The following is a 22,629-nucleotide window of genomic DNA, read 5'->3' on the forward strand; positions in this document are numbered from 1 at the left end:
TAGTGCCTGTTGTTTTTTTCATACAATTGTACATTATTTGGAAGCAGTATGCTACCCTATATGAAAACTTTTTTACGGAATATGCCTTATTTCATCTAAAAAGAGCAGGCCGCCCTCCGCCTGGAGAACTGTCTGCTCTTTTTCATATCCTGTAAAACTGTATTTTTATGTATTGTCCTGTTTCCATGTGGTAAAGTCCACATAAGATACATCCATGTCACACCCGCCGCTGCTGATGTTCGCGCCGTCCCAGCTGCCGCCGGTTCCGGGGAACTCACTCTGCCAAATGCTGCAGGTCTTGTCCGGCTCATCCAGGCCCGGACGTGCGTACCAGAACAGATAATCCGAAAGTTCCTCCGGATTGATGTAATTCTTGTACCAGTCCAAATTGACGTAATAACCTGCCAGATAGCCGGCATCTTTCACACCTGAGCAGAAAATCTTCATGATTTCCGTCAATGTTTCGCTGTCCGGCATACCACGTTTTGCCTTATAGTCGTCCGCATCCTCCATGTCGATAAAGACTGGGAACTGCGGATGTTTACCTTCCAGCAGGCGCAGCACATGGGCAAGCTCACTTTTGGCGTTGTCGGTTGTCAAGGCGTAGCTGTAAAGGTAAGTGCCCCACGGAATTCCCAGCCGCTCGCACTCGGAAACATTGCGCTCAAACTGCGCGTCGTCCTGACTTTCGATGTCCCCGCCGTAGCCGCAGCGAATCATAGCAAACTGCAAACCCGCAGCCTTGGCTGTATCCCAGTCTACGTAGCCGTTGTGCTCACTGACATCGATGCCTTTCATCGGTGTAGTGGTCGTAATTTTTACCACAGCGGTACAGCTCTTCACAGCACTTTGTCCCGGCAGCTGTGTGTAAATATCGGCTGTGTCGCCGGCATTGCCCACTGCTTTGATTTTGTAGTAGTACACATCGTGATTATTTTCCACTGTCTGTGTCTGGCCGCTCTTCTGGAATGCACTCCCCGAAATGGTGAAGGTCGGCGTAAGACCCTGCGGACCGACCACTTCAAACCGGAACGTGTACTCTTTGCCCTGCTCAACGGAAAAATCGCTGTTTGTGTCACTCTTAATGGAAGCGGCTCCCTGCACTGTCACGGCGCAGCGCTTCACCGCGGTCTGCCCGGGAAGCTGTGTGTAAATATCGGCTGTGTCGCCGGCATTGCCCACTGCTTTGATTTTGTAGTAGTACACATCGTGATTATTTTCCACTGTCTGTGTCTGGCCGCTCTTCTGGAATGCACTCCCCGAAATGGTGAAGGTCGGCGTAAGACCCTGCGGACCGACCACTTCAAACCGGAACGTGTACTCTTTGCCCTGCTCAACGGAAAAATCGCTGTTTGTGTCACTCTTAATGGAAGCGGCTCCCTGCACTGTCACGGCGCAGCGCTTCACCGCGGTCTGCCCGGGAAGCTGTGTGTAAATATCGGCTGTGTCGCCGGCATTACCCACTGCTTTGATTTTGTAGTAGTACACGTCGTGGCCGTTTTCCACTCTCTGTGTCTGGCCGCTCTTTCGGAATGCACTTCCCGAAATGGTGAAGGTCGGCGTAAGGCCCTGCGGACCGACCACTTCAAACCGGAACGTGTATTCCTTGCCCTGCGCAATGGAGAAATCACTGTTTGTGTCACTCTTAATAGTGGCAGGAACACTGGTTTCCTTCACCGTCACGGCACAGCGCTTGACCGCAGTCTGCCCGGGAAGCTGTGTATAGACAGCGGATGCCTGTCCCGCCGAGCCTACTGCTTTGATTTTGTAGTAGTACACGTCGTGGCCGTTTTCCACTGTCTGTGTCTGACCGCTCTTCTGGAATGCACTTCCCAAAATGGTAAAGGTCGGCGTAAGGCCCTGCGGACCGACCACTTCAAACCGGAACGTGTACTCTTTGCCCTGCTCAACGGAAAAATCGCTGTTTGTGTCACTCTTAATGGAAGCGGCTCCCTGCACTGTCACCGTACAGCGCTTCACTGCGGTCTGCCCGGGAAGCTGTGTGTAAATATCGGCTGTGTCGCCGGCATTGCCCACTGCTTTGATTTTGTAGTAGTACACATCGTGATTATTTTCCACTGTCTGTGTCTGGCCGCTCTTCTGGAATGCACTCCCCGAAATGGTGAAGGTCGGCGTAAGACCCTGCGGACCGACCACTTCAAACCGGAACGTGTACTCTTTGCCCTGCGCAACGGAAAAATCGCTGTTTGTGTCACTCTTAATGGAAGCGGCTCCCTGCACTGTCACGGCGCAGCGCTTCACCGCGGTCTGCCCGGGAAGCTGTGTGTAAATATCGGCTGTGTCGCCGGCATTACCCACTGCTTTGATTTTGTAGTAGTACACGTCGTGGCCGTTTTCCACTGTCTGTGTCTGGCCGCTCTTCTGGAATGCACTCCCCGAAATGGTGAAGGTCGGCGTAAGACCCTGCGGACCGACCACTTCAAACCGGAACGTGTACTCTTTGCCCTGCTCAACGGAAAAATCGCTGTTTGTGTCACTCTTAATGGAAGCGGTTCCTTTCACCGTCACCGTACAGCGCTTGACCGCAGTCTGCCCGGGAAGCTGTGTATAGACAGCGGATGCCTGTCCCGCCGAGCCTACTGCTTTGATTTTGTAGTAGTACACGTCGTGGCCGTTTTCCACTGTCTGTGTCTGGCCGCTCTTTCGGAATGCACTTCCCGAAATGGTGAAGGTCGGCGTAATGCTCTGCGGACCGACCACTTCAAACCGGAACGTGTATTCCTTGCCCTGCACAATGGAGAAATCACTGTTTGTGTCACTTTTAATGGTGGTACTGGCCGTTTGCTGCTCCGTGGCAGATGCTGTGGTCAGTGCAGAAGAAGCCGCTGACGACACTGTGCCGCTCTTCTGCGAGCTGCTGTCCGCCGCGCTGGCTGGAAAAACAGCCGTCTGAATTGCCGCACCCAGCACCAAAATGAACAGCAGCTTTTTGAATTGTCCTTTCAATATAGTCTTTCATCTCCTTATCCTGTTCCTCATATTCTCTGTGTGCGACTTTATTATAACATTTCCATATATTTTACACAACATCTTACAAGCGGGAACATCTTCCTCAGGTAGTTCGTTGGTACAAAAAAGAAAACCGAATCTCATTTTTGAGATTCAGCTCTAAAAAAGTTCGTTTCTGTTGTTTTCGGCCATGAATAACGTCGGTATATTCGTCAAATACCTTCAGCTGGGCTGCAGGCTGAAACCTGGCTGCGCCCTCTAAGGTTCCTGTTTCTTCTAAGTCCTCCTGCATAGTGGTACGAATGCGTACAAACTGAGCAGACGGCAGGCCGGATTGGAGATATCCATCGCTTTTTACAGAATTCAGAAAGCGGTTCTCCCTATTGAAAAAGAGATCCTGTCTTTTCTGGAATTTTGTGGAGATTTGCAGGCATTTTCAATAAAAATTATTATTGACACTTACAAAAAATAAGTTATAATAGTATTAAGCGCTGTAAAAAACTATGTAACAGGTATCTCCTGCCTGCAGGCAGGCAGATTCGGCAGGAAGCCGTTCCCTTTAGCCTACAGCTGGCTTGTTAAATTAACAGCACTCGATTTTTGGCATTATGAAGATGCCTCGCTTTTTTGCAGAAGGGCGTGGTGTCTTTTTTGTTTTGCGTGAAAAAAGGCTTCGCCCCTGCCAAATCTTATTTTCCAAAAAGGAAAGGGAGCGTTTTTTATGCATATTCCGGACAATTACTTAAGCCCACAGACCTGTGCGGTTATGGCCGCCGCAATGGTACCCGCATGGATTGTATCTGTTAAAAAGGTGAAAAAGGAAATTCCAAAGGAAAAGCTGCCGCTGATGGGCGTTGCCGCGGCATTTTCTTTCATCAGCATGATGTTCAATATTCCGATTCCTGGCGGAACCACAGGCCATGCTGTAGGAGGTACCCTCATCGCACTCCTTTTAGGGCCGTATGCGGCCTGTATATCAGTCAGCGTTGCTCTGCTGCTGCAGGCATTGATTTTTGGGGACGGCGGTGTCCTGAGTTTCGGAGCAAACTGCTTTAATATGGCATTTGTTCTGCCGTTCGTCGGGTATGCTGTTGCAACGTTCATCAGCAGCAGACAAAAAAAGAAGGGAAAACACATTCTTGGTGCAGCGGTTGGTTCCTATCTTGGCATCAATGCAGCGGCGCTGTGTGCGGCGATTGAGTTCGGCATTCAGCCCATGCTGTTCCGGGACACTGCGGGCAAAGCCATGTACTGCCCCTATGGTTTGAACATTTCCCTTCCGGCCATGCTGATTGGGCATTTAACACTCTTCGGTTTGGCGGAAGTGGTCTTTACCGTTGGCGTACTGCTTTTTGTACAAAAAACTTCCCCGAACCTGCGAACAGACCAGCACCGCAGCGAAACCACCCAAACGCCGCTCCCACTGCGCATTCTGCTGGGCGCGCTGGTTGTTCTGACACCCCTTGGGCTGCTCGCCGAAGGAACCGCATGGGGCGAATGGGGCGAAAATGAAATCGCCGCGGCAGGCGCAGGTTTTACGCCCTCCGGCATGACGTCCGGCCTGCACTACGGTGCCTTGCTGCCGGACTACTCCGTTGCGGGGCTGCCAGAATGGTTCGGCTATATGTTGTCGGCTGTCATAGGCGTTGCCGCACTTATCATTATTTTTAAGCTGATTTCCAGTGCACACAGAAGTCCCGTAGCGGAATCCTGACAAGGAAAGGTATTCGCCATTGAAAACGAATCTGAAAGTCATGCACTTTATTTCCCGCCTGATGGAAAATGACGCACAGCCAAAGCCCTCAAAAATTCTGCCCGCACTGCGCATCTTTGTATGCATCCTCTGCATTCTTCTGTGTGCGCTCGCTAAAAACGCCTTTTTTGTAGTGGCTGTCATCGCAGTAGAACTGCTGCGGTTGGCACTGCAGACACCCAACATGATTCGGCAGGTACTGAAGCCGGTGCTGACAGCTGTATTCTTTACAGCCCTGTTTCTTCTGCCGGCAGTCTTTCTCGGGTCGCCGCGCACAATGTCCACCGTTACTTTAAAAGTTTTTGAGTCCGTGCTGGTACTGTCTATGATGAATGCCACCATGACCTGGAAAGAAGTCACCGACGCGTTCCGTGCCCTGCACGCACCGCAGATTTTCGTGTTCGTCCTTGACATGGCCGTGCGTTTCCTTGTAATATTAGGCAGGTACAGCAATGCCATTCTGGAGGCAGTTTCCCTGCGCAGCGTGGGAAAAACGAATTGGAAGACCTCACAAACCGGCGGCATTCTCGGGACAACTTTTTTAAAGTCCCAGCAGATGTCACAGGAAACTTCAGAAGCAATGGCGTGCAGATGCTTTGACGGAGAATACAAGAGCTATGCTTCCCGCCGGTTTTGCACGCTTGACTTGATTTATCTGCTGCTGATACCCGCTTTGATTGCACTTTTCTTTTACAGTGAATGGATGATGAAATGATTCAATTAGACGACGTCAGTTTCTCCTATCAGGGAACCACCGCTGTCAGCCATGTGACCTACCGCTTTGAAATGGGAAAGTGTTATGTACTGCACGGTCCCAACGGATGCGGAAAATCCACCCTGTTTCGTATTTTAAATGGGCTGGATTTTCCCACCTCCGGAAGGTACCTGCTCGATGGAGAAGAAATAACAGAAAAGAAAATGAAAAAGCCGGAATTTGCCCGGGCGTTTCATAAAAAAATCGGCTATGTGTTCCAAACTTCCGAAGTTCAGCTTTTTACAAAAAGTGTAGAAGATGAAATTGCCTTTGGTTTGATACAGCTTGGCCTGCCGGACAGTGAGGTACAAAAGCGTGTTGAAAAATATATTCAGCTTCTGCACCTGCAGCCTATCCGCAGGCGGGCACCTTTTAACTTGAGCGGCGGAGAAAAAAAGCGGACCGCACTAGCCGCCGTGCTGGCCATGGAACCACCGGTTCTCATTCTGGATGAACCCATCAGTGGACTGGACGATGAAGGGCAGGAATGGATTACGCGGTTTATTTCCGGCATGAAATCACCGGATAAACTGATGATTGTTGCTACACATAACCGAACTTTTACCCAGCGCATTGCCGACGTGGAAGTACTAATGAACCGTGATCACTGCTTTGAACAGAGCCGGCCGCTGGAAAACGGCGCAGAAACAGAGCTGTAGGTCATTGAAACTGCCAAGGAAGTCCTTTATACTGGCATATCGGAGACGGCAAGATTTTCGTTTACAATGTAGAAAATGCTGTAAAGATTCGTACCGGTGAAGAAGGCTATGATGCTCTGCAGAGTGACTAACCTTTCCACCGTATTGGCTTTGATTCCTTCCTCTTTATAAAAAAGGTCTGCCTGTTTCATGCGGGCAGACCTTTTTTGCTATCTAGTGGTATTATTTACGCCTCTATCCGAACACTGCTGCTGCCGTCCGGAAGCGGCTCCACGATAATTTGCTTTTTAATAACCGTCTGCAGCTCGGTGACGTGCGAAATAATGCCAATGGTGCGGCCGGTTTTTTGCAGGCGCAACAGTGCGCCCATAGTGGTATCCAGCGTTTCCTGGTCCAGTGAACCAAAGCCCTCATCGATAAACAGGGAATCCAGCCGTACCGTGCCAGAGTAACTCTGCACCACGTCGGAAAGGCCAAACGCAAGCGACAAAGACGCGAGAAACAATTCCCCGCCGGACAGCGTCGCCACGTCCCGTTCCCCGCCGCTGGCAGCGTCCTGTACCACAAGGTCCAAACCCGCCATAGCGTTGCCGCTGACTGGACCAGTCCAACGCAGCAGACGATATCTGCCGCCGGAAAGGTCTGAAAACAAATTGTTCGCGCTGGACAGAATGTCGTCCAGCATAATGCCGAGTACAAACTGCTGAATGGGCACCTTGTGGGCAGTCCGTCCGGAAAGCATATCCGCAAGACGGCGGGCAACGGCATAACGGCTGCCAAGGTTCTGTCCTGCTTCCTCCAACTGCTGCAGCTGACGGCAGGAACGCTGCGCATTTTGAAAGCTCTCCTCTGCGCGCCCTTTTTCACCGGCCAGCTGCGTAACTGTTCTCTGCGCTGCATTTTTCTGTTCGGCGGCCACCGTATCATCTGGACGAGGGACTCCCTGCATCACATTCGGCTGGCTGCGGTAGGCCTCAATAGCCTTTTGATACTGGTCCTCACTCGCAGCACTTTCTTTCTGTGCTGTCTGCAGGGCGGTATGCGCGGCGGCGGCAGCACTTTGCGCATCTGCCGCACGGCGGCGCAGCTGCTGCTCCTGTTGTTCCAATCCGGCTGCACGCTGCCGCAGCGTGCGAATGGTCTGCTCCAGCTGGTCACAGGAAGCACTGCCCTGCATTTGCAGGACAATTTCCTTTTGTGATGCCTCTTTTTCAGCCAGCACACGCTGCTGCTCTGCCAGTGCGTCGCGTGCCTGCTGGGCACGGCTACGTGCCGCTTCCTGCATTTGTTCCAGTTCCTTTACACGCGCGTTGGCACGCGGCAGTTTGCTAATTTCTTTCAGCAGGCTGGCGGCCTGCTGCTGCAGCTGCACCAATTCCCGCGGTGGCTGCGTGGGGTTTGGATGTTCCAGTGCACCGCAAACTGGGCAGGCACACCCGTCCCGCAGGTATACGGCAAGCACCGCCGCCGCATCTCGGCGTTTTTCCCGCTCGATTACTTCGTCCAGCGCTGCTTTCTCCGTTTCCTTGCGGTGCAGGTCATCAACAAAACGATTTCCCGCCTGCCGATGCTCCTGCGCCGCCTGCTGGTCTTGTTCCGCCTTTGTCAGTATCTGCTGTTTCTGTACAATGGTTTTCCGCACAGCGTCCGTTTCTTTTTGCAGCGCACGCAGCCGGCGGGCGGCAGCCAGGGCGCTTTCTCTAGCCGCTGCCTCCTCCCGCAGCTGTGCGGCCTGCCCGCGGAAATCTTCCGCCTTCGGCAGTTGTGCCTGTGCGTTTTTCGCCTGCTGCTCCGCTTCCTTGTCCTTCACAAGTGCCTGCTCTTCCTCTGTCTTTCGGCGCTGCCGCTGGTCGTAATTGGAAGCAGCCTTTGACGCTAGGTCATAGGCACGGCTGCAGTCCTCCAAATGTTTTTGTGCGGCTGCCAGCGCTTTCTGCACCTGTTCACAGCCCTCCTGCAGCTTTTTACATTTTGCCTGCAGGCTTTCTCGGTCTTTCACCTGCTCGCCTTCCAAAATGGTGTTTTGTGAAGACACGTTCTTATCTGCCTCTATTTTCAGCTGTTCCGCCTTATCACGGACACGGCGAGTCAAATGCTCCCACTTTTGTGTACCAAACAGTGTCTGCAGCAGTTTCGCTTTGTCCACAGACTTTGCCAGCAGCAGCTTTAGGAAATCCCCCTGCGGCAGCACTGCCACCTGTGAAAACTGTTCACAAGTAAGGCCCAGCAGCTGTTCCGCCTGTTCCCGAAGTGCCTTGTCTGAACCCGCCTGCAAAAGTTTCCACTGTCCCTGCTCATCCTGTTGAAAACATTCGCATGTGTCGTCTTCTTTTTGTTTTTTGGTACGCTTGGAAATGTGCCACTTACGGCTGCGGAACCATTTATATAAGGTATTGCGGTAAGAGAAAATGAATTCGACCAGCGTTTCCTCCTCCGGTGCGGCACCTAAACTGCGCATTTCGCCCCAGCTGCGGCGGCCGCCGGTAGAGCGTCCGTACAATGCAAAGCACATGGCGTCCAATATGGTCGTTTTGCCGCCGCCGGTCGCACCGGTTATGAGAAACAGCGGATGTTCCCCCAGCAGTGTAAAGTCAATCGTTGTCTTTTTTCGGTACGAACCAAAAGCCTGCATGGTCAGCTTGACTGGGTTCATTCCTGTCCCTCCTTTTTCATTTCTTTTCGGAACAAAGCTAGGTCCTGCTCCGTCGGTTCCGTTCCGCATATTTGCTGTAAGAACGCCGTAAAAATTTGCTCGTCACTGACACGGCGGCAGCGCATCTCGCGGCGAAACGCGCTGTCCTCCCCATCTCCGGCGGAAAGCAGCCAGTCGCTGGAAAGGTGCAGCAGGTTTGGGTAGTAGGTCCGCAGCTGATCCATCGGCTGAAAAACCGGACTGGTGTCCGTCAGCCGAACCTGCAAATAATCTTTACTGGGTGTTTCTTTTGCTGCCGCCAGCAGTTCCTCAAACCGGCCGCTCAGCACCCGCACATCATGCGGCGGTATAATGGCAACAACCTGCGTGTGGGTGCCTGTGCTGTCCAGTGTAACCAATGTAACGCCTTTTTTCTGGTCTGCCTCATCAAAGCTGTACTTGAGCGGGGAGCCCGCGTAGCGACCGGTTCCCGCTTTCTGTGAAGCGTGCAGATGTCCAAGTGCCACATAATCAAACGGCGCAAAGCAGTCCAGCCCCACCTGGCTGCTGCCACCCACAAAAGCAGGGTTTTCACTGGCGCTGATGCGCCCGCCGGCGGCAAAGCAGTGGGTAATCAATACATTTTTTGCCGTCGGGTCCAAGTGGACACGGGCAAGCAGCGCGCGGAAGGCCGTATCCATGGTGCGTGGCCCATCTTCCTGCACCTGCAGTGCCTGCCGGGCGGCGGCAGGTTCACAGTAAGGCAATGTGTAGCAGCACAGGGGACCGTCCGCTGTCTGAATCGTGTAGGGAATCCAGACTTCCTCCGGACGGGTCGCAAGGACAACCTTTTCCCGCCGCAGCAGAGACGTCCCCAGTGACAGTCTGCGGGCACTGTCATGATTGCCGGAAACCGCCACCAGTGGAACCCCCTGCTGCGCAAGTCCGCACAAAAATGTATTCAGCAGTTCCACTGCTTCCACCGGCGGCACTTGCCGGTCAAAAATATCCCCGGCCAGCAGAACAGCGTCCGGTTTTTCCTGCTCAATCAGCGGCAGCAGCCACTGCATTAAAAACCATTTCTGCTCTTCCAGCATGCTGCGCCCATACAAAGCTTTCCCTAAATGCCAGTCCGCTGTATGCAGCAATTTCATATCGGTTGACTCCCCTCTTTTTTACATGCAGCCGCCATGAAAAGTACAGTTTGCGGCTTTCCTTTTTCCTGAAATGCTGGTATACTTGAATATATGAATTTTTGAAATATACGCAGAGGAATTTGCATTCTCTGTTATTTTATCACATTGGAGGAACAACTTCCATGAAGAAACGCCTGCTTTCGCTGCTGCTTCTTCTGTCCGTCACTGCGGCGGGCTGTCTGCCGGTATATGCCGCCGGCAGCAGCACGGCACAGCCCCGGACAGCAAGCAGTTCTTCCGCTGTTGCCAGCGGCGCCGTTACCCAGTCTGCCGCACAAAGCGGGGACAGTGTCTTTAAGCCAAACTTTACGCTCAACTCCAAGGCAGCCGCACTGGTCAACCTGGACACCGACACGAATGTGTTTGAACAGAACGCTAACCAAAAAATGTACCCGGCCTCCACAACGAAAATCATGACCTTCATTATTACGATTGAAAATGTAAAAAATGTGGATACCGCCACCATGACCTACACCGATAAAGAAAAGAAAATCATTGACGGCACCGGCAGCTCCACCGCCGGATTAAAGGTTGGTGAAAAGTTCAGTATTCATCAGCTCCTGTATGCCATGATGGTGCCCTCCGGCAACGACGCGGCACTGCTGCTGGCAACCTATGTGGGTAACGGTGACGTCAGTAAGTTTGTGGCAATGATGAACAGCAAAGCCAAGGCATTGGGCTGTACAGGCACCCATTTTGTAAACCCAAATGGCCTGCACAATGTCAACCACTACACCACCGCGCATGACATGGCCCTCATGGCCAAGTACGCCTTAAACCTTAACTACTTTCAGGAAATCTGCAACACCACTGTGTACAACCTGACACCGCTGAATCAGCCGACCGTCAAACGGCAGCTGACCACAACCAATGCCATGATTGACCGTGGCGCACAGGGCGGGCTGTACTACAACCCCTATGTCAAGGGCATTAAGACCGGCCACACCAGTGAATCCGGACGCTGCTTGGTCAGCACCGCTATCTACGGTGGCCGAACCTACCTGTGCGTACTCATGGGTGCACCCATCAATGAAAAACAATATGGCGAGATGATTGATACAACAAATCTGTACAAATGGATTTACAGCAATTTTAACCTCGTACAGGTTGCGTCCTCCAAACAGCCCATTTGGGAAGTACCGCTGAACTACGCCTGGAATCGGGACTCTATTACGCTGTATCCAGAAAAAGATGTAACGGCGGTTCTGCCGGAAGGTGTAAGTGCCAACAGCGTGGAGGTCACACCGAATGTCAATTCCGCTGTCAACGCACCCGTGCAGAAAGGGCAGATTATCGGCACGGCAACACTGACGTACGCCAAACAAAAGCTGGCAACCGTCCGGCTGGTTTCCAATGAAGACATCAGCCGCAGTGAACTCGTCCATTCCGCCAGTGCTGCAAAAGCTGTTTTTACCGCCCCATGGTTCGTTGTTATTTTCATTGTCATTCTCATTCTGCTGGCAGTTTATATTGTATTGGCAGTCTTTTACAGCCGCCGAAAATCCGACCTGCGCAAAGTACATAAATACAGACGCTTTTAAGAAAACAGTTTAGCGGGCTGCCGAAAAAGTTTTTCACCGGCAACCCGCCTTTTGTTGAAAAAGAGCAAAAGAAAAAAGGCACCCGCAAGGGTGCCTTTTCTATATTGAAGAATTGAAGAGGTGAAATTACTTCAGTTCGACTTCTGCACCAGCATCAGTCAGCTTCTTCTGCAGGTCCTCAGCGTCGTCCTTGGACACGCCTTCCTTGACAGCCTTAGGAGCAGCATCGACCAGAGCCTTTGCGTCCTTCAGGCCCAGACCAGTTGCATCACGGACAATCTTGATAACCGGAATCTTGTTGCCGCCGGCAGACTTCAGAACAACGTCAAACTCAGTCTTTTCTTCTGCAGCCGGAGCAGCAGCCGGAGCAGCAGCAACAGCTACCGGAGCAGCTGCGGAAACACCAAATTCATCTTCCAGAGCCTTGACCAGGTCAGACAGCTCCAGAACGGTAAGACCCTTTACTTCTTCAACGAGCTTATCAACTTTCTCAGACATATTTGTACCTCCAAATCAAGCGAATCGAATTTCGTCAGAATATTTTTCTGTTCTGCAAACAGTTACGCCTGTACGGCGGACTGCTTTTCGGCAATTGCATTCAGTGCAACAACCAGGCCCTTGATGGTGCCGTTCAGTACGGTGACCAGACCAGTGATTGGTGCATTCATGCTGCTCAGGACCTGAGACAGCAGGACTTCCTTGCTGGGCAGGCTAGCCAGCGTTGTAATTTCATCTGTGCCGACAGCTGCACCGTCAACAAAACCGCCTTTAACCTTAAAGTCCTTGTTCTTCTTTGCGTCGGCATAACCCTTCAGGGCCTTTGCTGCACTGACATAGTCCTCACCGGCTGCAAAAGCGGTTGTGCCGCTCAGCAGGTCATCAAGGCCAGTCACACCAGCTTCAGCCAGAGCACGCTTCAGCAGGGTATTCTTTACAACCTTATAGGTATTCCCGCCTTCACGCAGCTCCTTACGCAGCTTTGTGTCGTCCGCAACCGTAATACCCTTGTAGTCAACCAGGATACCGACGTTTGCTTTTTTAATTTCTTCTGCAAGAGCAGCGACTTCCTGCTGCTTTGCGTCTAAAACCTTTTTGCTTGGCAAATGGTTTCACCTCCATTGAACCGATTGTACTTCTGCAACAAAAAAGCCTTTCCCACACCTGCGGGAAAGGCTGAAGTTTACACTGATACAGTGAAAATTTCCGCTTTCCTCGGCAGGCGGGCACAGCCCTTTGCGCAAAACGCACCTGCTGTCTTTGGACAGCTTAAAAAGTATAACACACAGCATATCTGTGTGTCAAGAGCACCTTGAAAAATTAGGCACCGAATTTGCTCGGGTTAACGCGTACGCCAGGGCCCATTGTAGAAGCAACTACGCAGGAGCGGACATACTGACCCTTTGAAGTGGCCGGTTTTGCCTTTACGATAGCGCCCATCAGTGCGTTGAAGTTTTCAGTCAGCTTCTCGGCGCCGAAGGAAATGCGGCCAATCACGCAGTGAATGATGTTGGACTTGTCCAGACGGTACTCAATCTTACCGGCTTTGGCTTCTTTAACAGCCTTGCCGACTTCGCGAGTAACTGTACCGGCCTTCGGGTTAGGCATCAGACCACGCGGGCCAAGGATTTTGCCCAAACGTCCAACAACGCCCATCATGTCCGGGGTCGTAACGACAACGTCAAAATCCATCCAGCCGCCCTGAATCTTCTGTGCCATTTCTTCTGCGCCGACATAATCGGCACCGGCGTCCTGCGCATCTTTGGCAGCGTCGCCCTTGCAGATAGCCAGCACGCGCACCTTTTTGCCGGTGCCGTTGGGCAGAACCAGCGCACCGCGGACCTGCTGGTCTGCGTGACGGCTGTCGACACCCAGCTTAACGTGCAGTTCAACTGTTTCGTCGAACTTAGCAGTGCCGGTTTTTACGGCCAGCTCAAGGGCTTCCTGCGGATCATAAAATTTAGAACGATCGATCAGCTTTGCGCCGTCGACGTATTTTTTTCCGTGTTTCATTGGTTATCCTCCCTGTAAAGTGGTAAATACGGATGATAAGTTCCTCCCACCCGGGTAGTCGATTTAGTCAACGACCTCGACTCCCATGCTGCGGGCAGTACCAGCAATCATGCTCATGGCAGATTCGATAGTAGCCGCATTCAGGTCGGGCATCTTTGTTTCTGCAATCTGCTTGACCTGCTCTTTGGTAATCTTAGCAACTTTTGTTTTGTTCGGTTCACCAGAGGCAGTGTCAATTCCGCAGGCTTTCTTAATCAGGACAGCGGCAGGCGGTGTCTTGGTAACGAAAGTAAAGGAGCGGTCTGCATAAACGGTGATAATGACCGGGATAATATACCCCGCGTCCTTTTTGGTGCGCTCATTAAATTCTTTTGTGAACGCCATAATGTTGACGCCGTGCTGACCGAGAGCCGGTCCTACAGGCGGCGCCGGGGTTGCCTTGCCGGCAGGTATCTGGAGCTTAATGTAACCAGTAACCTTTTGAGCCATTGTAATTGCACCTCCAAAATTTGTGGTAAAAACGGAACACACTGAAAAACAAATTTGGTGCGTTCCTCCCACGGGGGCTTACACAGCCCCCCACTTCAGCGGTTTCCCGCAGAGTTTCTGTTTTATTGTGGGCCGCACGGGCCCGCTGGTTTGAGTTAATCCATTACTTCTGCCTGTCCCAGTTCCAACTCGACAGGTGTTTCACGGCCGAACATGTTAATGGTAACACGCACGCGGTTCTTCTCGGTGTCGATATCCTCCACCACACCAACGAAGCCGTCGAAAGGCCCGTCGATAATGTTGACAGAATCGCCCACCCGGTACGAAACCTCCACGTCTTTTTTCTCTACGCCGAGTTTCTGTACTTCCTCTTCGGTCAGGGGAACCGGTTTGGTGTTGTCCGGGCCGACAAAACCGGTGCAGCCGCGGATATTGCGCACAACATACCATGATTCATTCGTCAGAACCATTTTGATAAGCACATAGCCAGGGAACAGCTTGCGCTCCACCTCACGGGTTTTGTTGTCCTTAATCTCCGTGACTTTCTCCGTTGGAACCATAATCTGCTGGATAAGATCCTGCATTTTGCGGTTTTCCACCGTTTTTTCCAACGTGGAAGCAACTTTGTTCTCATAACCGGAGTAGGTATGCACAACATACCAGCACGCTTCCTCAGCCATTGTCATACCTCACTTCTTTCGTCATACTGCGACATTCATAAACTGATGCAGCAGGTTGGTAAATGCTTCATCCAGGCCAAACACACAGACACCTACGACTGCAATCATGACCACAACGATTCCCACATTTCTCCAAACTGCCCGCGGTGCGGGCCAGACGATTTTTTTGATTTCGGCTTTCAAATCGTGGAAGAAACGGCCAACCGCCCTTTTCTTTTTCCCATTTTGGGTTTTGGCAGCTTTGGTTCCTTCTGTTTTGGCAACAGCTTTGTCAGTTTTTTTCGCGGCTTTTTTTTCGCCAGCAACCGCAGCCTGCGGGGCTTTGCTGCCAGCTTTTTTCTTTTTGTCAGCCATCTGCTGTTCCCTCCGTCCGAATCACTTGGTTTCCTTGTGCAGGGTATGTTTCTTGCAGAAAGGACAATACTTATGCATTTCAAGTCTGTCCGGGTCGTTCTTCTTGTTCTTCATCGTGTTGTAGTTACGCTGCTTGCACTCTGTGCATGCCAATACTACCTTTACTCTCATGACGGCACCTCCCGTATTCCGGAAAAATATTGGGACATAGACCTGTCCCGGCCTCCCTCTAGAAAAGGGTGCAAAAAAAATACCCCTTTATGAGGTATTTTTATCTTATCATATTCGGCTGAAACTGTCAAGGAATTTTTGCTTTTTTGCTTTATCGCTCCATGTCATTCAGGGTAGCAACGACGCGGTTTTTCGACTGTTTCTTCGGCTTTTCCGGCTTCAGTTTTTTGCCGCGCATCTTGCGGGCAAACTGGCAGCCAATTTTCATTTCCGGTGTAAAGTACGGTTCCAATTTTTCCACTTCCGCATCGGAAAGGGAATTGAGCAAAACAAAGGTAATAACCGCGTGCACATCGGTGTCACCGTTGGCATACAGCTCGCTGTAAATTTCCGCCAGCTTTTTTAGTTGCTGCTTCTGGGCATCTCCCTGCAAAAGGGTATGCATTTTCGGCAGAACTTTTTCACGGGCAAAGGTTGCCGTGCGGATTTGTCCGTAGGTAACGCGTTCCTGAATAATTTCCTCCCGCAGCTCAGGAAAAACATTGACAAGACGATTGTAAAAGAAGAGGGCATCCGTCTTGCTTTCTTCCCCACGGTGGCGGCGGTGCTTCGTCACCCGCTGCACAACCGCTTCCTTATTATCCTTTTCCGTAACTTCATCGGTAAAGTCGGCAATAATGCTGTCCGTTTGGCGACTGGCATCTTCCTCGTTCTCCGGGTCAAACAGCAGAGCGGAACGGTTTCGCCACTTGCCCTCCGGCTGGCCGTTTTCCACACTGCAGTAGCGCAGGATAAAGCGCTTTTTCTCCGCTTCATAAAAGACGCCGTAGGCCATTTCCCGGCCAATGAAAAACGCATGCATTCCCTCGCTGTTCTGGCATACACTGTCCTGGTTCAGCGGAAAGCCCTGCTTTTCCAGCACCGCACGCAGCCGGGTTACAACCTGCTTAAACGCCTTCTGCTCCAAAGTCATCACTCCTGTATCATATTATCCTGCCCGCCATGGGACAGACACTTCATTTCTAAGGATTAGGTTTTCATTATTATACTACATAAACTGCTTTTTGTCATCATTCATTTATACGGTTGTCAGCATTGCGTCCGGGCGGGGGTTGTGGTATGATAAATTGTATATCAAAATACAGAAAAGCATCTGACAGAAGCGCCCGTCGGAAAAACGCTGCAGCGCTTCATGGAAGGAAAATATTATGAAGAAAACAGTAGCAGTTCTGTTTGGCGGCAGCTCATCCGAGCACGAAGTGTCCTGTGTTTCGGCGGCCACCATTGCGGAAAACCTAAACAAAGATAAATACGACGTTTTAACACTGGGCATCACCAAAGACGGACGCTGGCTTCTTTACAGCGGTTCCACCGATTCCATCCGTTCCGGCGCATGGGAAACGGACACCGCCGCGTGCCGCCGTGCCTGTATTTCACCGGACACTTCCGTACACGGCATCGTAACCGAGGGACCGGACGGCTTCCAGACCATTCATGTGGACTGCGTCATTCCCGCCCTGCACGGCAAAAACGGCGAGGACGGCACCATTCAGGGCCTTCTGCACGTCAGCGGCATTCCGTATGTCGGCTGCCCCACTTTGGCAAGTGCCTGCTGCATGGACAAAGCCGTCACCCACACCCTGCTGGCCAGCTGGAATATCAAGCAGGCACATTTTCTATGGTTTTTTGCCGAAAATTACAGCGGTGAGGGCCGTCTGAAAATCCAGCGTAAAATTGACGCCCGCCTCGGCTGGCCTATCTTCCTGAAGCCCGCCAATGCCGGCTCCAGTGTTGGCATCTCTAAAGTAAAAAGTACCGATGAGCTGGACGCCGCCGTTGCCCTTGCAGCCCTGCAGGACAGCAAAATCGTTGTGGAAGAAGCCATCGATGGGCAGGAAGTGGAGTGCGCCGTTTTGGGCAACGAATGCCCGCAGGCCAGCATCGTCGGCGAAATCGGCGCTGGCGCGGAATTTTATGACTATGACGATAAGTACAAAAACGGCAAGAGTCAACTGTACATTCCGGCACATCTGGACGCCCCTGTTGCCGATGAACTGCGGCACATTGCCTGCCGTGCCTACCGGCTGCTGGGCTGCACCGGCCTTGCCCGTGTGGACTTTTTCGTGCGCGGCGGCAAAGAGGTTCTGCTGAATGAACTGAACACACTGCCCGGCTTTACCGCCATCAGTATGTACCCCAAGCTGTGGGAAGCCTGCGGCAAGCCGATCGCCCAGCTGCTGGACGAACTCATCTCTCTGGCCGAAGAACGCAAACGCTATATGTGAGCCATACGGCCCATTTTGTAAATTTTTACAGCAAAGGACAACAGAGAATATGGATAATCGGCCTATCGGCGTTTTTGACTCCGGCCTCGGCGGCCTGACCGCTGTGCGTGAAATGCTGCGCATTCTGCCGGAGGAGCAAATTGTTTACTTTGGCGACACAGGCCGCGTGCCTTACGGCGGCCGCAGCCCCAAAATCATCACCCAGTATTCCCGTCAGGACGCCGCCTTTTTGATGAGCAAAAATGTCAAAATGGTTGTGGCGGCCTGCGGCACTGCCAGCAGTGTGGCCGGCTCCCTTTTGGCAAAGGAACTTCCCGTTCCTTTCACCGGCGTGCTGGAGCCAACCGCCCGCGCAGCGGCGGCGGCCACCCACAACGGCCGCATCGGCGTAATTGCGACTGCCGCGACCATTCGCAGCGGTTCTTTTCAACAGGCACTGCAAACACTGAACCCGCAGCTGCAGGTTTTTGCCAAAAGCTGCCCACTGTTCGTTCCCATTGTAGAGTCCGGTTTTTCGCTGGAGCACCCCGATATTACAAAAAAAGTGGCGGAAACATATCTTGCACCGCTGCGTGCAGCGGACGTGGATACCGTCATTCTCGGCTGTACCCACTACCCTATCATCAAGCGCATCATCGGTGAAGTGGTGGGCGAAAAGGTCCGCTTGATTGACAGCGGGCGCGAAACAGCTGTCTACTGCCGGACACTGCTGGAAAAGGACAGCCTGTTGGCACAGGGCGGCAGCGGCGGTTGTTCATTCTTTGTCAGCGACCGCATTAACGATTTTTCAAAGGTCGCCGGCTTTTTCTTGCGTGAAGATGTACACAGCGACGTACATTTGGTTGACATTGATAAATACGAAGGAGCTGTTCCATGGAAGAAAACTATCTGATTTCCATACGCGGCCGCCAAATGGTCAACGACCAAACCAGTGAAATTGAAGTAACCGCCTTTGGTTCCTATATTAAAAAAAACGGCAAGCGTTTTATCACTTATAAAGAATATGATAAGGATACCAACCACTCACAGACCTCTGTGCTGAAAGTGGAGGATAGCCGCTGTATTACCCTGATGCGCGGCGGTATGGACGGCACCCGTCTGATTCTCGAAAACGGAAAACGGCATATGTGCCAGTACTCCACCGAATACGGCCAAATGATGCTGGGGGTTTATACTTCCAATGTGGACAACCAGCTGACAGATGAGGGCGGCCGGCTGATTGTCAATTATACACTGGACCTAAACGCAAATTTGTCCAGCGTGAACCAGATTTACATTACCGTCAAGGAGGTAGACCATAAAAATGTCAAAATACGTACAGCAGGCAAAGGACCAGCTGCGGCAGGAAATCCTGTCAGCCACAGCCAAAGCGCAGGCAGCGCAGGCGCTGCCTGCCAGTGAACTTCCTGATTTTACACTGGAAGTTCCAGCCGACCGTGCCCACGGTGATTGGGCCGCCAATGCTGCCATGGTCAGCGCGCGCGCATTCCACATGGCGCCGCGCAAAATTGCGGAGGCGCTGGCAGCAAACATTCATTTGGATGATACATTTTTCAGCCGCTGTGAAATTGCAGGCCCCGGCTTTTTAAACTTTTTCTATCGGCCGGAATTCTACACTGCGGTGCTGCGTGACGTTGCCAAAAACGGTGAATCCTACGGCCGCAGCAGCTTCGGCGGCGGAAAACGTGTGCTGGTAGAGTTCGTTTCCGCCAACCCGACCGGCCCCATGCACATCGGCAACGCGCGCGGCGGTGCGATTGGCGACTGCCTGGCCTCTGTTCTGGACGCCGCGGGCTATCAGGTACAGCGAGAATTCTACGTCAATGATGCTGGCAATCAGGTCAACAAATTTGGCCTGTCGCTGGAAGCCCGCTATCTGCAGCTGTACAAGGGTGAGGATGCGGTTCCCTTCCCAGAGGATGGCTACCATGGTGCGGACATCACGGAACACGCCAAAAATTTTGCCAAGATAAACGGTGACCGCTATGTGAACGCACCGGATCCGGAGCGCCGGCAGGCACTGGTTGACTATGCCTTGCCGCTGAATATTCAGGGCCTGCAGGACGACTTACTTAAATACCGCATTCGGTATGATAACTGGTTCCGGGAATCCACACTGCACCAAAGCGGCGCGGTTAGGCGCGTCATTGAGCAGCTGAAGGAACACGGCGCCACCTATGAAAAGGACGGCGCCCTCTGGTTTAAGGGCGAGCCTTACGGCTCCGAAGATTTCGTTCTGGTGCGTGCCAACGGTGTTCCGACGTATGTCGTTCCGGATATTGCGTATCATTATAATAAATTGGTCACCCGCAGCTTTGACAAGGCCATTGATGTGCTGGGCGCCGACCACCACGGCTATGTGCCCCGCCTGAAAGGTGCCCTGCAGGCACTGGGTGTAGATACCAGCCGGCTGGATGTCCTGCTGATGCAGATGGTTCGTCTGGTGCGTGACGGCCAAGTTGTCAAGGCAAGCAAACGCAGCGGCAACGCCATCACTTTGGTCACCCTGCTGGACGAAGTTCCGGTAGATGCTGCCCGCTTCCTGTTCAATATGCGGGAGCCGAATTCAGAAATGGACTTTGACCTTGGATTGGCTGTTCAACAGGACAGCAAGAATCCGGTTTACTATGTGCAGTACGCCTACGCCCGCCTGTGCAGTCTGTTCCGCACCATGAAAGAAGAGGGCGTCGAACTGCGGGACTGCACGGATGAGGAACTGGCCCTGCTGACCGCGCCGGAAGAAATCGAACTGATTCACCATCTATCCGCTTATACCGGCGAAATTATCGAGTCTGCAAAAGATTATGACCCTGCCCGCATGACGCGTTATGCGCTGACGCTGGCTACGCTGTTCCATAAATTTTACAGCGCGTGCAGAATTAAAGGGGAAGAATCCTCCCTGGCTGCCGCACGGCTGTATTTGTGCAGCTGTGTGCGTACTGTTCTGCACAATGTGCTTTCTCTGCTGAAAATTACAGCACCGGAATCCATGTGAGTTTCGGTTTTGTTCCGAATCTTTGAAAAGCAGGTGATGAAGCGAGTGGAAGAGTTTCCATTCCCTTTGCCCATGCTGCTGGACGGCGGCGCTGTCACAAACCTGACGGCTGCCGGTATGCCCAGCGGTGTCTGCATGGAGCAGTGGGCTTGTGACCACCCTGACCTTCTGCGGCAGGTGCAGCAAAGCTTTCTTGCTGCCGGCAGCGATGCTATCCTTTCCCCGACACTGCACGCCAATCGCGCCGGTCTGGCACCGTTTGGCCTTGCCGGCAGGACTGAGGAACTGAATCTTCGGCTTACGGCTCTCAGCCGTGAAAATGCCGGCGGGCATCCGGTTGGCGCACTGGTAGGACCGACCGGCCTGTTGGTGCCTCCGCACGGTAAAGCCGACTTTGACGATGTCTATGACATTTACCGGGAGCAGGTACGCGCACTGGAAAAGGCTGGTGTGGATTTTCTGTTGGCCGGCACCCAAGCGGCGTTGTCCGATATGCGCGCGCTGGTGCTGGCTTCCCGCACCAGCCGTCTGCCGGTATTCGTTACCATTGCTGTTGACAAAGCGGGGCGCACCGCAACCGGTGCCCATCTGCTTCCTGTCCTGCTCACTCTGCAGGCCATGGGTGCGGATGCTGTCGGTCTCAACTTCACCTGTGCTCCGGACAAAATGGTTCGCCTCATGGAAGATGCAGCATCGCATACCACTGTACCGCTGATTGCCCGCCCCGGCAACACACAGCTGCCACCCGAACAGTGGGCTGCCGCTATGCGGCGCCTGATGGACACGGGAGCTTCCATTGTCGGTGGATGCCTGTTTACCAAACCGGCCCATATTCGGGCATTGAAAAACCTACTGAAAACGTACACCCCGCCGAAAATACCGCGGGAGCCGGACTGCAACGCGGCCACCATTGAGAACGAAGCTTTCTTCCTTGCGGATGACTATTCCTTCAGCCGGCCGCTGACCTGTTCTGCACGGCTGGGCGAGGAACTGATTGCAATGGACGACGACTCCGCCAGCATTACGCTAGTGAATGTCACGGACCTGACTGACGCAAAAATTCTTGCCGCCGCTGCGCACATGACGCGTCAGCCCATTGCCGTACACGCCGACTCCAAACCGGTTCTGAACGCTGCACTGCGGTATTTTCAGGGCCGGCTGATTATCGACAGTGACTGCGAGCTGGAACCAGAAGTGCTGGAACCGCTTGCACGAAAATACGGCGCTGTCCTGTACTGAACGTTAGGAGTTGTCATGGATTTATCGAACAGACAAACCATACGGGAGCTGCTTTCCCGCCATGGTTTTACATTTCGCAAGCAGCTGGGACAAAACTTTCTCATTGACCCAACGGTCTGTCCCCGTATGGCGGAGTCAGGTGTCACTGGCCCCGACTGCGGTGTGCTGGAAATTGGCCCGGGCATTGGCGTACTGACTGTTCAGCTGGCCGCACGCGCACAGAAAGTCTGTGCGGTGGAACTGGACCGCCGCCTGCTTCCCGTTCTGGCGGAAACGCTGCAGCCTTTCCAGAACGTTCACGTCGTACAGGGAGATGTCCTGAAACTGGACCTGCCCGCCCTGCTGCAGCAGGAATTCGCCGGAATGCACATTGCGGTATGTGCCAATCTGCCGTACTACATCACTTCTCCTGTGATTATGAAATTACTGGAGGAAAAGCTGCCCATTGAGTTCCTGACCGTCATGGTGCAGAAAGAAGCAGCTGAACGCCTGTGCGCCGCTCCCGGTACCCGTGCCTGCGGCGCCGTCAGTGCGGCTGTGTGGTATTATGCCGAGCCAAAGCTGCTGTTTCCGGTAGGCCGCGGCAGTTTTCTGCCCAGCCCCAAAGTGGACTCCGCCGTCATTCAGCTGCGGGTTCGGAAAGCGCCGCCGGTACAGCTGCGGGACGAGACGTTCTTCTTCCGTGTCGTGCGGGCTGCCTTTGGTCAGCGGCGAAAAGCGGCCGCAAATGCGGTTTCTGCCGGACTTTCCCTGCCGAAAGCCACCGTGCAGGCAGCTTTGAAGCAAATAGACGCGCCGGCTTCGGTGCGGGCGGAACGGCTGACACTGGAACAGCTGGCTGCACTGAGTAATCTTTTATATCCCGCTGCCTTTCCGTCCTAAAACGCTGATTCTGTTTATG

The 22,629-nt window shown here is 52.8% G+C and carries 21 protein-coding genes, 1 pseudogene and 1 other annotated feature; of the genes and pseudogenes, 11 read left to right on the top strand and 11 right to left on the bottom strand.

The features are described 5' to 3' along the window. Nucleotides 1–165: 165 nt before the first annotated feature. On the bottom strand, nt 166–2,967 hold the full coding sequence (locus tag ACIHKT_RS08390) for a glycoside hydrolase family 25 protein (protein WP_404352306.1): 2,802 nt from the start codon (nt 2,965–2,967) through the stop codon (nt 166–168). Nucleotides 2,968–3,691: 724 nt separating this feature from the next. On the opposite strand from ACIHKT_RS08390, the gene cbiM reads away from it, so the two are divergent. The 4 genes and pseudogenes from cbiM to ACIHKT_RS08410 form a co-directional block, all read left to right on the top strand. After that, entirely contained in the window at nt 3,692–4,684 is a 993-nt protein-coding gene (cbiM, locus tag ACIHKT_RS08395) for a cobalt transporter CbiM (RefSeq protein ID WP_086036546.1), read from the top strand. Nucleotides 4,685–4,703: 19 nt separating this feature from the next. Continuing rightward, a complete protein-coding gene (locus ACIHKT_RS08400; RefSeq protein WP_086036547.1) occupies nt 4,704–5,438 on the top strand; it encodes an energy-coupling factor transporter transmembrane component T in 735 nt (244 codons plus the stop codon). Next, nucleotides 5,435–6,136 (top strand): energy-coupling factor ABC transporter ATP-binding protein, encoded by a 702-nt coding sequence (locus ACIHKT_RS08405; protein WP_157658990.1) that lies wholly within the window; start codon nt 5,435–5,437, stop codon nt 6,134–6,136. Before ACIHKT_RS08400 ends, ACIHKT_RS08405 begins: the two co-directional genes overlap by 4 nt. Further along, a pseudogene (locus tag ACIHKT_RS08410) lies at nt 6,137–6,267 on the top strand (P-II family nitrogen regulator); the annotation flags it as partial. A 95-nt stretch (nt 6,268–6,362) separates the two neighbouring features. Here the strand turns inward: ACIHKT_RS08410 and ACIHKT_RS08415 are convergent. Both ACIHKT_RS08415 and ACIHKT_RS08420 read right to left on the bottom strand, forming a co-directional pair. Next, nucleotides 6,363–8,789: an AAA family ATPase gene (locus tag ACIHKT_RS08415; RefSeq protein ID WP_174192778.1), complete on the bottom strand. Its 2,427-nt coding sequence runs from the start codon at nt 8,787–8,789 to the stop codon at nt 6,363–6,365. Then, nucleotides 8,786–9,922 carry an exonuclease SbcCD subunit D gene (locus ACIHKT_RS08420; RefSeq protein ID WP_086036550.1) on the bottom strand — a complete coding sequence of 379 codons (1,137 nt, stop codon included), beginning with the start codon at nt 9,920–9,922 and terminating at the stop codon, nt 8,786–8,788. Before ACIHKT_RS08420 ends, ACIHKT_RS08415 begins: the two co-directional genes overlap by 4 nt. 164 nt (nt 9,923–10,086) lie before the next feature. Here ACIHKT_RS08420 and ACIHKT_RS08425 point away from each other — a divergent pair, with 164 nt between their 5' ends. After that, on the top strand, nt 10,087–11,505 hold the full coding sequence (locus ACIHKT_RS08425) for a D-alanyl-D-alanine carboxypeptidase family protein (protein WP_086036551.1): 1,419 nt from the start codon (nt 10,087–10,089) through the stop codon (nt 11,503–11,505). A gap of 126 nt (nt 11,506–11,631) precedes the next feature. Here the strand turns inward: ACIHKT_RS08425 and rplL are convergent, their stop codons facing one another. The 8 genes from rplL to ACIHKT_RS08465 form a co-directional block, all read right to left on the bottom strand. Continuing rightward, nucleotides 11,632–12,003, bottom strand: coding sequence for a 50S ribosomal protein L7/L12 (gene rplL, locus ACIHKT_RS08430; RefSeq protein ID WP_086036552.1), 372 nt, complete (start codon nt 12,001–12,003; stop codon nt 11,632–11,634). A gap of 62 nt (nt 12,004–12,065) precedes the next feature. After that, nucleotides 12,066–12,608, bottom strand: coding sequence for a 50S ribosomal protein L10 (gene rplJ, locus ACIHKT_RS08435; RefSeq protein WP_086036553.1), 543 nt, complete (start codon nt 12,606–12,608; stop codon nt 12,066–12,068). Between the two features lie 30 nt (nt 12,609–12,638). Next, nucleotides 12,639–12,784, bottom strand: a sequence feature (ribosomal protein L10 leader region). A 38-nt stretch (nt 12,785–12,822) separates the two neighbouring features. After that, nucleotides 12,823–13,515 carry a 50S ribosomal protein L1 gene (rplA, locus tag ACIHKT_RS08440; RefSeq protein ID WP_086036554.1) on the bottom strand — a complete coding sequence of 231 codons (693 nt, stop codon included), beginning with the start codon at nt 13,513–13,515 and terminating at the stop codon, nt 12,823–12,825. A 63-nt stretch (nt 13,516–13,578) separates the two neighbouring features. Then, entirely contained in the window at nt 13,579–14,004 is a 426-nt protein-coding gene (gene rplK, locus ACIHKT_RS08445; protein ID WP_086036555.1) for a 50S ribosomal protein L11, read from the bottom strand. A gap of 155 nt (nt 14,005–14,159) precedes the next feature. After that, nucleotides 14,160–14,684 carry a transcription termination/antitermination protein NusG gene (nusG, locus tag ACIHKT_RS08450; protein ID WP_086036556.1) on the bottom strand — a complete coding sequence of 175 codons (525 nt, stop codon included), beginning with the start codon at nt 14,682–14,684 and terminating at the stop codon, nt 14,160–14,162. Nucleotides 14,685–14,705: 21 nt separating this feature from the next. Then, on the bottom strand, nt 14,706–15,038 hold the full coding sequence (gene secE / locus ACIHKT_RS08455; RefSeq protein ID WP_086036557.1) for a preprotein translocase subunit SecE: 333 nt from the start codon (nt 15,036–15,038) through the stop codon (nt 14,706–14,708). 21 nt (nt 15,039–15,059) lie between these two features. Then, a complete protein-coding gene (gene rpmG / locus ACIHKT_RS08460; protein WP_086036558.1) occupies nt 15,060–15,209 on the bottom strand; it encodes a 50S ribosomal protein L33 in 150 nt (49 codons plus the stop codon). A 151-nt stretch (nt 15,210–15,360) separates the two neighbouring features. Next, entirely contained in the window at nt 15,361–16,176 is an 816-nt protein-coding gene (locus ACIHKT_RS08465) for a hypothetical protein (RefSeq protein WP_086036559.1), read from the bottom strand. Between the two features lie 241 nt (nt 16,177–16,417). On the opposite strand from ACIHKT_RS08465, the gene ACIHKT_RS08470 reads away from it, so the two are divergent. Genes ACIHKT_RS08470 through rsmA form a run of 6 tightly spaced genes read left to right on the top strand, consistent with a single transcriptional unit; the run spans nt 16,418 to nt 22,610 of the window. Next, nucleotides 16,418–17,494 (top strand): D-alanine--D-alanine ligase family protein, encoded by a 1,077-nt coding sequence (locus ACIHKT_RS08470; protein WP_338031354.1) that lies wholly within the window; start codon nt 16,418–16,420, stop codon nt 17,492–17,494. Between the two features lie 49 nt (nt 17,495–17,543). Continuing rightward, the gene (gene murI / locus ACIHKT_RS08475) at nt 17,544–18,386 is read left to right on the top strand and encodes a glutamate racemase (protein WP_086036561.1); all 843 of its coding nucleotides are present in this window, start codon (nt 17,544–17,546) and stop codon (nt 18,384–18,386) included. After that, nucleotides 18,368–18,895, top strand: a complete 528-nt coding sequence (locus tag ACIHKT_RS08480) for a DUF1934 domain-containing protein (protein WP_086036562.1) — start codon at nt 18,368–18,370, stop codon at nt 18,893–18,895. The genes murI and ACIHKT_RS08480 overlap by 19 nt, the downstream gene beginning before the upstream one ends. Continuing rightward, the gene (argS, locus tag ACIHKT_RS08485; RefSeq protein WP_086036563.1) at nt 18,798–20,489 is read left to right on the top strand and encodes an arginine--tRNA ligase; all 1,692 of its coding nucleotides are present in this window, start codon (nt 18,798–18,800) and stop codon (nt 20,487–20,489) included. Before ACIHKT_RS08480 ends, argS begins: the two co-directional genes overlap by 98 nt. A gap of 36 nt (nt 20,490–20,525) precedes the next feature. Continuing rightward, on the top strand, nt 20,526–21,728 hold the full coding sequence (locus tag ACIHKT_RS08490) for a homocysteine S-methyltransferase family protein (RefSeq protein WP_174403037.1): 1,203 nt from the start codon (nt 20,526–20,528) through the stop codon (nt 21,726–21,728). A 15-nt stretch (nt 21,729–21,743) separates the two neighbouring features. Further along, nucleotides 21,744–22,610: a 16S rRNA (adenine(1518)-N(6)/adenine(1519)-N(6))-dimethyltransferase RsmA gene (gene rsmA, locus ACIHKT_RS08495; protein WP_086036565.1), complete on the top strand. Its 867-nt coding sequence runs from the start codon at nt 21,744–21,746 to the stop codon at nt 22,608–22,610. Nucleotides 22,611–22,629 lie beyond the last annotated feature (19 nt).

Origin of the sequence: Caproicibacterium sp. XB2, from assembly GCF_044880635.1 — a bacterium.
In the GTDB taxonomy this organism is placed as follows: Bacteria; Bacillota; Clostridia; order Oscillospirales; family Acutalibacteraceae; genus Caproicibacterium; species Caproicibacterium lactatifermentans.